Source organism: Nocardia niwae NBRC 108934 = DSM 45340 (assembly GCF_001613465.1).
GTDB lineage: Bacteria > Actinomycetota > Actinomycetes > Mycobacteriales > Mycobacteriaceae > Nocardia > Nocardia niwae.
Genome location: NZ_BDCK01000017.1, coordinates 13,286 through 25,070, shown reverse-complemented (window position 1 = coordinate 25,070; position 11,785 = coordinate 13,286). Strand labels below are relative to the sequence as shown.

11 protein-coding genes are annotated in these 11,785 nt (G+C 68.4%); 4 read left to right on the top strand and 7 right to left on the bottom strand.

Going from position 1 to position 11,785, the window contains the following annotated elements; translation table 11 throughout:
• Nucleotides 1-100 precede the first annotated feature (100 nt).
• Nucleotides 101-1,522, bottom strand: coding sequence for a lipase family protein (locus NNI01S_RS09065; RefSeq protein WP_084488658.1), 1,422 nt, complete (start codon nt 1,520-1,522; stop codon nt 101-103).
• A 161-nt stretch (nt 1,523-1,683) separates the two neighbouring features.
• A complete protein-coding gene (locus NNI01S_RS09060) occupies nt 1,684-2,817 on the bottom strand; it encodes an esterase/lipase family protein (RefSeq protein ID WP_063019851.1) in 1,134 nt (377 codons plus the stop codon).
• 272 nt (nt 2,818-3,089) lie between these two features.
• Between NNI01S_RS09060 and NNI01S_RS09055 the strand changes: the two genes are divergently transcribed.
• The 3 genes from NNI01S_RS09055 to NNI01S_RS09045 all read left to right on the top strand — a co-directional run bounded on the left by NNI01S_RS09055 (nt 3,090) and on the right by NNI01S_RS09045 (nt 6,539).
• A complete protein-coding gene (locus NNI01S_RS09055) occupies nt 3,090-4,337 on the top strand; it encodes a PucR family transcriptional regulator (RefSeq protein ID WP_063019517.1) in 1,248 nt (415 codons plus the stop codon).
• Between the two features lie 49 nt (nt 4,338-4,386).
• On the top strand, nt 4,387-5,085 hold the full coding sequence (locus NNI01S_RS09050; RefSeq protein ID WP_063019515.1) for a hypothetical protein: 699 nt from the start codon (nt 4,387-4,389) through the stop codon (nt 5,083-5,085).
• A 284-nt stretch (nt 5,086-5,369) separates the two neighbouring features.
• The gene (locus NNI01S_RS09045) at nt 5,370-6,539 is read left to right on the top strand and encodes a thiolase family protein (protein ID WP_063019514.1); all 1,170 of its coding nucleotides are present in this window, start codon (nt 5,370-5,372) and stop codon (nt 6,537-6,539) included.
• A 360-nt stretch (nt 6,540-6,899) separates the two neighbouring features.
• On the opposite strand, the gene NNI01S_RS09040 is transcribed toward NNI01S_RS09045, so the two are convergent.
• The 3 genes from NNI01S_RS09040 to NNI01S_RS09030 form a co-directional block, all read right to left on the bottom strand.
• Nucleotides 6,900-7,229: a transglycosylase family protein gene (locus NNI01S_RS09040; protein WP_063019512.1), complete on the bottom strand. Its 330-nt coding sequence runs from the start codon at nt 7,227-7,229 to the stop codon at nt 6,900-6,902.
• Between the two features lie 601 nt (nt 7,230-7,830).
• The gene (locus NNI01S_RS09035) at nt 7,831-8,295 is read right to left on the bottom strand and encodes a PaaI family thioesterase (protein ID WP_063019510.1); all 465 of its coding nucleotides are present in this window, start codon (nt 8,293-8,295) and stop codon (nt 7,831-7,833) included.
• Between the two features lie 145 nt (nt 8,296-8,440).
• Nucleotides 8,441-9,586, bottom strand: coding sequence for an acyl-CoA dehydrogenase family protein (locus NNI01S_RS09030; RefSeq protein WP_063019508.1), 1,146 nt, complete (start codon nt 9,584-9,586; stop codon nt 8,441-8,443).
• Between the two features lie 113 nt (nt 9,587-9,699).
• On the opposite strand from NNI01S_RS09030, the gene NNI01S_RS09025 reads away from it, so the two are divergent.
• Complete coding sequence (locus NNI01S_RS09025) at nt 9,700-10,371, top strand: TetR/AcrR family transcriptional regulator (RefSeq protein ID WP_063019850.1); 672 nt, start codon at nt 9,700-9,702, stop codon at nt 10,369-10,371.
• 27 nt (nt 10,372-10,398) lie between these two features.
• On the opposite strand, the gene NNI01S_RS09020 is transcribed toward NNI01S_RS09025, so the two are convergent.
• Both NNI01S_RS09020 and NNI01S_RS09015 read right to left on the bottom strand, forming a co-directional pair.
• Nucleotides 10,399-10,965, bottom strand: coding sequence for a type 1 glutamine amidotransferase domain-containing protein (locus NNI01S_RS09020; RefSeq protein ID WP_063019506.1), 567 nt, complete (start codon nt 10,963-10,965; stop codon nt 10,399-10,401).
• Nucleotides 10,966-11,024: 59 nt separating this feature from the next.
• Nucleotides 11,025-11,684, bottom strand: coding sequence for a MerR family transcriptional regulator (locus tag NNI01S_RS09015; RefSeq protein ID WP_063019504.1), 660 nt, complete (start codon nt 11,682-11,684; stop codon nt 11,025-11,027).
• Nucleotides 11,685-11,785: the final 101 nt, after the last annotated feature.

The window sequence follows — 11,785 nt, the reverse complement described above, 5'->3', positions numbered from 1 at the left end:
CTCGGCACCAACCGTGCTCACGCTAGAGCAAAACGGACACCTTTGTGAGGCGACACCCGAATCTCGTCCGCACCGCGGGACGGGGTGCGATCAGGCCAGCTCAGGCGGCACCTCGGCGGCCCGAGAGCAAGGGTCGGGACAAGGGGTTGCGGAGGGCGGCCGAAAGGATGGACAGGCGGCGCGGGCGGGGCCGCGACATCGCGGGCGGACGCTGCGCGCGGATCGGCCTCCCGAGCCACATGCGGACGAGCAAGGCCGCGAAACCCAGGTGTCCGCGCAACGCCGGACCGGCCAGGGCGAGCGACCACCGCGTCTGCGTACCGGCCGCGGGCAATTCGCGTCCGCTGAAGCGACCGGCGAGCCAGTCGACCATGACCGGCAGCGCCAGGAACTGCAACAGCAAATGGGTGCTGAGCCGATCGCGCAGGTAGCGCACGTGCGCACCCGCTTCCACATAGCGCGCGACGTGGCCGTCCACGTCGGCCACCGCGATCACCTCGTCGTACACGCCTTGCAGCACGAGCATGGGCATGGCGGGCGCGCGGCGGCCGGGGTGGATGTCGTCCAGGATCCGCTGCAATCCGTCCTGGGCGATCATGGCGGCGAGCCCCGCGTCGCTGTGCTTGTCGATGTCACGCCGGGCGAAGCGATACAGCAGCGGGAACGTCGCGGTGGTCTCGGTCTCGGCCAGCCAGCCCAGATACCGCGCGTCCAGATGGGCGCGCAGCATGCGGTCCAGGTCCGGATACCCGCGGCGCAGTCCGGCGGTGAAGACGGCCGCGAACCCCGCGAACAACGTGCCGTTGAGCCGGACGAACGCGGCGGCCGGATCACCCACCGGCGAACCGGCGACCGCGCCGACGACGTTCAGTTCGGGCGCGTACTCGGCGGCCGCCTCCGCTGCCCATGCGGTGGCCAATCCCCCGCCCGAATATCCCCACAGCCCCACCGGCGTGGCCGGTTCCAGTCCCAGCGGGCCGAACGAGAGAGCGGCGCGGATCGCGTCCAGCGCGCGATAACCCGGCTCCCTGGCCACCCCGAACCGGCCCGCGGTCCCGCCGTGATCCGGCACGGACACCGCCCAGCCCCGCGTCAGGGCGCTGGCGATCAACGGCAGCTCGAGCTGTGGGATCGAGCCGGCGGCCCGCGCCCCGCGCCGCAGCGAGTAGGAGGGAGAGCATTTCGACGCGACCGCGTCGATCGCGCATTGGAACGAGACCAGCGGGCGCGGCTCGGCCGGATCCGCACCCCACGGCAGCAGCACCGTGGTCACCGCGACCTCCGGCACACCGTCCAGATCACAGGTGCGATAGAGCAACTGCCACGCCGAGATCCGCTGGGGCACCAGCCCGAAGAATCCGATCTCCACTGTGCGCGTGCGGACGATCGCACCGGGGCGCAATCGCCCGACCGCGGGCGGCGGCACGTAGAACGGATCGTCGTCCGGCAGCACCGGCCGATGCGCGAACGCGTCCGGATCAAGCGGCATCGGACCGCCGTCCCACTCGAGCTCCACACTCATCCGGTTCTTCCTTCCGACGGCACGGCCGTGATCACGGGCAACGCGCCGTGCGGCGGGAGCTGCCCGTATTCCACCCAACCAATGTCGTGGCCGGAAAAGAATTGTCCCCGGCACCAATTAGACGCTCGCGGATTCTCTCGCCGATGCAGTGACAACGCGGATCAGAAGCCGCCGTTGCCGCCGATCATCCACGGATTGAAGCTGCATTCCAGCGCCGGATGCGCGACCGGGTCCAGTGCGTGCAGCACGATAGATGCCGCGCGCGGCGAATACATCATCGTGAGGTGATCGGACATATCCTGTTCGCACCCGTCCTGCAGCGTGACGTTGTCCACCGTCGCGCCCGGACCCGCCTGCAGGAACGTCCATTGATAGGGATTGGTGATCTCGTCGTGCCGGGATCCGATGGACGTATAGGCGACGCCGGGCACCGTGTCGCCCTGCGCGTTCAGGCCGGCGTAGAACGGCGAGCCCGCCGCCTGCTGGATATTGGCGATGCCGACCAGCGGCTCGTAGAAGCCGAGGATATTCACGCCGAGGTTGTTGATGATCCGGCCGAGTGTCGCGATGCCGAGCAGCGACGTGCCGTGATGGGTGGCGCCCAAGCTCACCAGTTCACCCACTTTTCCCTGGCCGCCTTCGAATTTCAGGTAATGGTTGGCGATGGTGCCGCCTTGGGAGTGGCCGACGATGTCCACGGCCTGCGCTCCCGTCGCGGCCAGTACCCGATCCACGAAGTCCCGCAGCTGCGCCGCCGAGTCCTCCATCGGCCCGACGCCGAAGCGCCCCGGCAGGATCGGTCCGAGCCCGCCGCCCTCCAGCAGACCGGATCGCCCGTAGTTGAAGGCGAACACGCAGAATCCGGCGCGCGCCAGGCGCGGCGACAGGGAGGCGAAGGTGTCGTAGGCGTTGAGCCAGGTGCCGTGCAGCAACACCACCGGGCGCGGGTGCTCGGCGCTCGGCGCGCAGTTCCAGCGGTTGGCGCCGGGCGGAGCCGCGTCCGGGTGGGTCAGCCCGTAGGCGAAGGCGGCCAGATACGCCGACATCTCCGGGCCTTCGCCGGAGGCGTCGGAGGCGACGCTGGTCGCCCACCCCGACGAACTGCCGGTATCCACGATCGCGCGCGGCTGCCTGCCGTCCGGCGCGGGCGTCAGGCCCGCGCTGATGTATTCAGCGAGGGCCTGCGGTGTGGGTTCGATCTCCGCCCGCGCCGCCCCGCCGCCGAGTGCGGTCGCCATCGCCATACCCGCGATCACCGCGGCTCCCAGAATCGCCCGCCGGGCGTTGTGCGTCATTGCCAACATCCAGTTCACTTCCATTCGCACCGAACGAACGCGGCAGGCGGTGAATCGTGCACCGCCACGAAATGTCTTCCGCGCCACATTCGGAGACAGATGTGATCAGGGCCATATTCGCGAGCCGCTTTCCGAATGTAGGGCGCTCGCCGCACCGGTGTCACTGCACCTCGAGGAGAATATTTCAGCCGGAATTTTGGCTTCCGAGCCAAAATTCGCGTGACGGCGTCCGCGACCTTGCCGCGGTTTCTGTCGTCGGAAACAATCGGCCCATGTCCGTCGTGTTGTCCCCGGTGGCCGGAGACGCCCCACTCGTCGCCCGGTTGCTCACCCGCTGGCCGCAGATCGCCGAGCGCATGCTGGCCGCGGGTCTCGGCACCACCCTGCCTGCCGCCCACCTGCCGGAAGGGCATTTCACGGCCGAGGTGCTCCCGGCGATCTACGCGTGCGGCCGCGCGGTGCTCCAAGCGATCGCCGAACAGCGCAGCTTCACCAAGGCCGAGGTCGCGACGTTCGTCGCCCCGGTGGCCGAGCGGCATGCCGAGGACCGTTTTCCGCTGCCCGTGTTGATCGAGGCGATGCACGGTTCCGCGCAGTCGGTGCTCCAGGAGGCCGCCGCGCTGGCCTCGCGCGAGGAACTCGACGATCTCGTGCTGGTCGGCAGCCGCCTGCTCGACCTGCTCATGCAGATCAACATCACGGTCGTGGAGACCTACACGGAGGTCGAGCAGTCCATCTACAACGCCGAACGGGAAGCGCGCCGCGCGCTGTGCTCGGCGCTGCTGCACGGGCTGCCCGCCGCGGAGCTCGCCGCACGGGCGGACACCACCCTGGCCGAGCACTACACGGTGCTCGCGATCCACGTCCGGCACGACGACCAGCCGAGTACCGTCGCGACGCTGGTCGGGCGGCGCCGCATCCGCCTCCTGCACCGCGCCCTGGACGCTCTCGCGGGCACCACGGCGCTGGCCACCTTCGACGGCTGGACCGGAATCGCCCTGCTGCCCAGCGGTTGCGACGCCGAGCCGGACGACACGCGCTATACGGGGCTGGCGACGGAACTGACCGAACGCTTCGGCGTTCCGGTGTTCCTCGCCGAGTATCCGTCCGTGCCGAAGGACGCCATCGCGCACACCGCGAAGGAAGCCACCGACCTCGCCGAACTCGCGCGGCTGCTCGGCAGGCCCGCGGGCGTCTACCAGCTCGACGACCTGCTGCTGGAGTACCAGCTCACCAGGCCGGGCACCGCTCGCGCGCGGCTGGCCGAGCGCATCGCCCCGATTCTGGACAGCCCGCACCTGCTCGACGCGCTCGACGCGCACCTGCGCCACGGCTCCGACCGCAAAGCCGCGGCCGCCGGGATCCACGTGCACCCCAACACGTTCAGCTATCGCCTGCGCCGGATCGCCGAACTCACCGGCGCCGATCCCACCGATCCACACGACTCGCGCCTGCTGGCGGCCGCCCTGACGATTCAGCGCCTGTACCCGGGCCGGCCGGCGGGCGACGGAAAGCCCTAAGAAGCGAACCCGCTGGCCCCGCTCGCCGGTCGCGGCTACCGTCCGACGCATGGGAGACGAGCACGACTCGATCGACGCGGGCGGCTACTTGCTGACCGGTCGATCGCTGGACGAGTACCGAGCCATGTTCGCGCTCACCGACGACGATTTGCGCGGCGACATCCTCGATTGCCCCGGCGGCGCGGCCAGTTTCGCGGCGGAGGCGGCCGCGCTCGGCGCACGGGTTGTCGCGGTCGATCCGGTCTATCGCCTGCCCGCCGTGGAACTGACCGCCTTGGCGGCAGCGGAACTCGACCACAGCACGTCCCATACGACCGCCTCCGCCGACGGCTACGTCTGGGATTTCTACGGCGATCTCGACGGCCATCGCCTCATGCGGAGGACCGCCGCGGGCCGGTTCGCCGATGATCTGCTCGTCAACCCGGCGCGCTACCGTTTCGGCGTCCTGCCCGCGCTCGACTTCCCCGATCGCGCCTTCGATCTGGTGCTGAGCTCGCACCTGCTGTTCACTTACGCCGACCGGTTGGACTTCGACTTCCATGTGGCCGCGCTGCGGGAGCTGGTGAGGTTGAGCCGCGGGGAGGTGCGGGTGTTCCCTCTCGTCGACCATGCCGGTGGACGGCTGGACGACCTACTGGTTCGCTCCCGACAAGTATTGCGGGCCAACGGGATACGGTCCGAAGTCACCGAGGTGGGCTTCGAGTTCCAGCGCGGGGCGCGCTCGATGCTGCGCTTGTTCGCGGTCTGACGCCCGCCGAGCATGTTCGGCGGGTGTGTCCGGATCGCGCGATTCGCTCCGCCGAAGCCGCGATCGACCAGGCGCGCACGCCGGGCGCGGTCCGACCCGCGACGGCAGTCGGGGTGTGCTGGACGAGTTCGCCGAGACCTCACCACCGCCGCGTTCTCCGGCTGCGGTAGCCGCCCGCGTTGCCGGCCCGGATCGGCGTGACACCCGCCAGGCATGGCTTACTACGGCGAATCTGTGTTAACTTAATCGAGAATCACAGTTAACTTAACTGATCGGAGAGGGCTATGAGGTCCGCCGTCATCGTCGATGTCGTCCGCACACCGTCCGGTAAGGGCAAGGCAGGCGGCGGCCTGTCGGAGGTGCATCCGGCCACTCTGCTCGCGGGCGTACTCGCCGAACTCGTCGCCCGCAACGACCTCGATCCCGCCGTCGTGGACGACGTGGTCGGCGGATGCGTCACGCAGAGCGGGGAACAGGCGTTCAACATCAGCAGGACCGCCGCGCTGGCCGCCGGGTTCCCCGAGTCGATCCCCGCCACCACGGTGGACCGGCAGTGCGGGTCCAGCCAGCAGGCCGCGCACTTCGCGGCGCAGGGTGTCATCGCGGGCGCCTACGACATCGCCATCGCGTGCGGTGTCGAATCGATGAGCCGGGCGCCGATGTTCTCCAACGGCCAGGGCAAGGACGCCAACCGCGGCCCGCTCGCCCACCGTTACCCGGACGGTCTCATCCAGCAGGGCATCGCGGCCGAGGTGATCGCCGCCCGATGGAAGTTCGACCGCACCGCTCTCGACGAATTCGCGGCCCGCTCGCATCGGCTCGCCGCCGAGACCGCGGCGCAGGGCGGTTTCGACAACGAACTGGTCGCGGCGGGCACACTGACGGCCGACGAGACCATCCGGCCCGCCACCACCGGCGAGAGCCTCGCGAAGCTGCGGCCCGCCTTCGTCGACGATCAGTACACCGCGCGCTTCCCCGAGATCGAGTGGTCGATCACTCCGGGCAACTCCTCCCCACTGACCGACGGAGCCTCGGCCGCGCTGATCATGAGCGAGGAGGCGGCCTCGAAGCTGGGTCTGCGCCCGCGCGCTCGGTTCCACTCCTTCTCCGTCGTGGGCGACGATCCCCTGCTCATGCTCACGGCCGTGATCCCCGCCACTCGCAAGGTGCTCGACCGCGCCGGGCTGAGCATCGAAGACATCGACGCCTACGAGGTGAACGAGGCGTTCGCGCCCGTACCGCTGGTCTGGCAGCAGGAAGTGAACGCCGATCCGGAGAAGCTGAACCCGCGCGGCGGCGCTATCGCCCTCGGCCACCCGCTGGGCGCATCCGGCACCCGCATCCTGGCGACGCTGGTCAACCATCTGGAGCAGACCGGCGGCCGCTACGGCCTGCAGACGATGTGCGAGGCGGGCGGCCTGGCCAACGCGACGATCATCGAACGCCTCGGATGAGCGTCCTCGACCGGTCCACCATGTTGACCACCGGGCGACATCGCCGAGATGTTCCTGGCGATCACGCGGTTGTCCCGTAACGCCGTGGTACCGAACATCGTGTGGCCTCGCGCCGGTGATCAACTGTGTCGGACCTGAGCACCGTTACCTGACAGCGACCGGGCTCGGGTCCGTCCTCCGAAACGGAGGGACGAATCCGGGTTCGGTGAATCGAAATTCGGGACAGGTAATCGAACTCCGGATTGCCGCTGCTAGTGGGCGGATAAATGAATATTCGGAGATATGTATATTCGCCGAAAAATAGCACCGGCGCCTACCGCGATTCGCGATAGGCGCCGGTAGCGCTTAGGATGTGACGCGTCAGAGGTACGCGCCGCACACGGGCCAGGCGCCCGGACCCTGGGTCGCGAGCACGTTCTCGGCGACGCGGATCTGCTCTTCACGGCTGGCGTTGGAGGGGCTGCCGGAGCCACCGTTGGCCTCCCAGGTGCTCTGGGTGAACTGCAGACCGCCGGAGAAGCCGTTACCGGTGTCGGTGCCCCAGTTGCCGCTGCTCTCGCACTGCGCGACGGCGTCCCAGTTGTGGGCCGACGCGGTGGCGGTGGACAGGCCGAACGGCACGGCGACGAAAGCGCCGATGGCCGCGGTGAAGCCGAGAACACGAGTGGTGAATTTACGGTTATGCGACATGAGATTTCCCGCCTGCGCCCACCGGCTCGGCGAATATCGCCGCGCCCCTGTCCCCAGGAAGGTTGTGGACACTCGAACCGCGGGACAGGGTTTCCGGCGTTCTGCGATTCGAGCTCGATCTCGGTGTTGCCCCGAGCCGTCACCGACGTTAGCGGAGATTTCGCGGCAGATCACGTTCGAATAACGTGGTACCAGGTTTAACCCCTGGTCGAGACTCTTCGCCATCCACCCTGGTCGCGTGCGGAAAATTAGTCGATACAGATCCGCTGTTATGGCTCCGTGATGTGGCCGAGATCACTGCGAAATGGTGAAGCGGATCGCATTTCCGCAGGTCCACGACTTGCGGTAGTAGGCATCCGAGCGCCCTCACCCGCCCCCGAGCACGTCGCAGCTACCGGGTCGTTACCTTGACTACGCACCGTAGATATACCGGTTGGCCCCGCCCCGAGACCGCCGCGCTCCCGATCCGCGATCTCGGCACGGTAACGGGGCGATGCGGCCCGGACCGCTTGCCGCGCTCGCCCGGGCCGCTTCGCTCGGTACCGCCGCCCCGGCGTCCGGAGGCGCGCTGCCGACCGTCCACCTCCAGCGCCGAAGCGGGCTACTTCCCGTGCGCCCGCAGCTGGTAGAGACCCTCGGTCTCCGCCACGACCACTCCGTCGGCATCGGTGACCACCGCCCGCAGCGTGAAATCGGCTTTGCCGTTCGCCCCGGCCTCCGCGGCGATGCGCGCGATCTCCTCGTCGGGCAGCGACGCCTCCGCCCGCACGTCGGTCTTGGCCGGCTTGCGGAAGAAGATCCGCAGATCCTTCACCAGCGGATAGAACGCCGAGTTGTCGAAGGTCGCGACCGCGATCGCGCCGCCGAGGATCTCGGCGACGGTGAACAGCACACCGGCGTACATCACGCCGAAGTGGTTGCCGTTGCCCTCGACGGGCACGGAGGTCGCCGCGAAACCGCGCCGCACCTCCACCGCCTGCACACCCATCTGGTGCGCGATCGGGATGGTGAATTCCAGTGCTCCGTTGACGATGTCCTTGAACGGAGGAGTCTCGACGTCGCTCATCGCAACCGTCCCTTCACGCCGGAGGTGGCCGGGCACCTCGTTGTCTCTGCCACGACCACCTCGGTGGACGTCACCGAAGCGTAGAGCCTCGAGTCCGCGCGCCGACAGAGTGTTGGCGCTTTGCCAACACCGTCGGCTCCGCGGGTCAGAGGCTGCGGGCGATGATTTCCTTCATGATCTCGTTGGTGCCGCCGTAGATCTTCTGCACCCGGCTGTCGGTCCACATCCGCGAGATCGGATATTCGGTCATGTAGCCGTAGCCACCGTGCAGCTGGAGACATTCGTCGGCCACCGACATCGCACGGTCGGTGGTCCACCACTTGGCCATGGCGACGGTCGGGATGTCCAGTTCTCCGCGCAGATGCCGCAGGATGCAGTCGTCCAGGAAGACGCGGGCCACCCGGGTCTCGGTGGCCGCCTCCGCCAGGGTGAACTTGGTGTTCTGGAACGCGAACAGGGGCTTGCCGAAGGCGTGGCGCTCCTTCGTGTAACGCAGCGTCACCTCCAGCGCGGCTTCCATTCCGGCCACCGACCCGACGGCGATGATCAGCCGCTCCTGCGGGAGCTGCTGCATCAGCTGGACGAATCCCTGCCCTTCCTGGGTTCCGAGCAGGTTCGAGACCGGGACCCGGACGTCTTCGAAGAACAGTTCGGAAGTGTCCTGCCCTTTCTGGCCCACCTTGTCCAGCACCCGGCCACGCCGGAAGCCCGCCCGATCCGCCTCCACCAGGATCAGCGAGATGCCGCTCGCGCCCTCGCTGGTGTCGGTCTTGGCGACGACGATGACGAGGTCGGCCTGGCTGCCGTTGGTGATGAAGGTCTTCGAGCCGTTCACCACGTACTCGTCGCCCTCGCGGATCGCCCTGGTCTTCACGTTCTGCAGGTCGGATCCCGTGCCGGGCTCGGTCATGGCGATCGCGCCGACGACCTCGCCACTGGCCATCTTGGGCAGCCATTGCCGCTTCTGCTCTTCGGTGCCGTAGTGCAGCAGGTAGTGCGCGACGATCCCGCTGTGCAGCGTGGCGCCCCAGGAGGTGTCGAACGCCTTGGCCTGCTCCTCGATGAGCACGGCCTCGTGCGCGAAGGTACCGCCGCCACCGCCGTACTCCTCCGGGATCGACGCGCACAGCAGGCCGAGCGCGCCCGCCTTGTTCCAGAACTCGCGGTCGACGTGGTGCTGCTCGATGAACTTGTCGATGTTCGGCGTCAACTCCTTCGCGAAGAACGAGCGGGCGAGCTCGCGCAGGGCGTCCAGGTCATCGTCGAGCCAGGCGGACCGGTAGGTCGTCATCGGGGGTGTCCTTGCGAAAGTCTGATACCGACAGTTACGGGTACAGTGTGTACCAGGAGACTGCCGGGTACAAGGTGTACCACCAGATCGGCCCGGCCGATACGCTGAGCGCCGTGGCACGACGACCTTGGGTGGACACCGCCGACGCACGCCGCGCCACCAGCACCAAGCCCGGCCGGGACGAGCGCAGGCGCGCCATAGTGCAAGCCGCGATCGCGGCGATCGAGGAGGACGGCCCGCATGCGCTGACCGGCCGGATCGCCGACCGGGCCGGATTGGCCCGCACGCACGTCTACCGGCACTTCGCCAGCAAGGAAGAACTGGACCTCGCGGTCGCCAGGCACGCGCACCACGATCTGACCGAACGGATCCGCGCGCGACTGGCGGTGGACGGCACGCCACTGGACATCATCCGCGCGCCCTTGGCCCAGCACGTGCGATGGGCCGCCGAACATCCCAATCTCTATCGGTTCCTGGTCGGACGCGACTACCGGCGTGGCCGCAACGAGCCGCGCGTCGGCGGGAGCGCTTTCGCCGCCGAGATCTCCGCGGCGGCGGCGCGCTATCTGCCGGACTTCGGGGCCGATCCGCTGGCCGCCGACCGCGTGGTGGTCGCGCTGCTCGGCTTGGTCGACGCCTCGGTGCGCTGGTGGCTCGAGCACCAGGACACCACCGAGACCGCCCTCGTCGATCGTTTGACCACCGAATGCTGGTTGCTCATCGACAACCGGCTCCGCGATCTGGGCATCGCGATCGACCCGCGAGAACCGCTGCCGGGCAACTGAATCAGCAGGCCCGGCGAAGTCGCCGGGTCACCGCGAGGCAGGCACGACCTCGCGCGTGATGGCGTGGACGAAATCGGGAAGGTCACCGGGGTTCCGCGAGGTGAGCAGCGTCCACCCGTCCTCGGTGGAGCGGACCGCCGCTTCGTCCACCCAGTCGCCGCCGGCGTTGACGATGTCGGTCCGCAGCGAGAAGTACGACGTCAGGGTCTTGCCGGACACCAGCTCGGCGTTCACGAGCAGCCAGGGGCCGTGGCAGATCGCGGCGATCGGCTTGCCCGCGCCCGCGAACTCCTTGGCGAGCTCGATCGCGCGGTCGGTCACCCGCAGCTTGTCCGCGTTCACCGTGCCGCCGGGTACGACGAGGACGTCGAAATCGTCCGCGGAGACCTCGTGCAGCGACGTATCCGGTTGCACGGTGGCGTCCTTCTCGGTGTCGTGCTGGTAGGTCTGCACCTCTTCGCGCTTCGGCGCGGCATGGGTCACTCGCGCGCCGCGATTACGCAGTTCGTCGCGCGGCACCAGCAATTCGTCCCGCTCCACGCCCGTATTCGAGGTGATGATCAGCACCCGCGTCCCGTCCAGCTGATCGGTCATGAGCTGCTCTCCTTTCGGTCGGGATGGTCCTTTTCCCGGCATGCCGCGCGAGAGCCGGGCTAAACCTCGCCGGAGGCGCGAGCGCCCTCGTCATCCGGGGGCAACAGGGTGCTGGAGAGATGCTCCTGGGCCAGTCTGCGCAAGGCGGCGAGCAGAGTGTCGCCCAGAATCGTTCCCACGATGGCGGTTTCGGTCATCCGCTCGACGCCGGGCTCGTTGCGCACGAGGGCGATGTCGGTGGCGGCGATGGTTTCGCTGGCGCCCGCGTAGTCGTCCATCGCGGCGACCACGCCGTCGTAGCCCAGCAGGCGCAGGGTGGCGCAGACGTCGACGAGGGTGGCGCGGGCCGGGCTGTCGTCGTGGATGCGCCAGCCGCGCCGGTCCAGCAGAGCCGCGACGTCCTCGGCGGCGGTCTCCCGCTGCTCGCCGCCGAGCTGGGATCTACGCCCGCCCAGGGCGTATTGCACGTGCCCCAGGGAGTCCCGCGCCGACAGGCTGCCGCTGTCGAGCGCCACGAGCAGTTCCTTCGCCGCGTCGATGGATACGCCGCCGATGTCGACCAGCGCCCGGATCAGCCGCAGCCTGCCGACGTGCGCGTCGCTGTATTCGGCCTGGTTGCGATGGGTGCGCACGCCGGGGGGCAGGAGCCCCTCACGCACGTAGTACTTGATCGTCGCGGGAGGGACGCCGCTGGCGCGGCTGAGTTCGGCGATCCGCATCGGACTCCTCGGGCTCGGTCGGGTTCTTGACAATGGATAGTACAGCTATCCATAATTCATACTGATAGTGAAACTATCGATACCTTCAGTTTCGAAAGGGA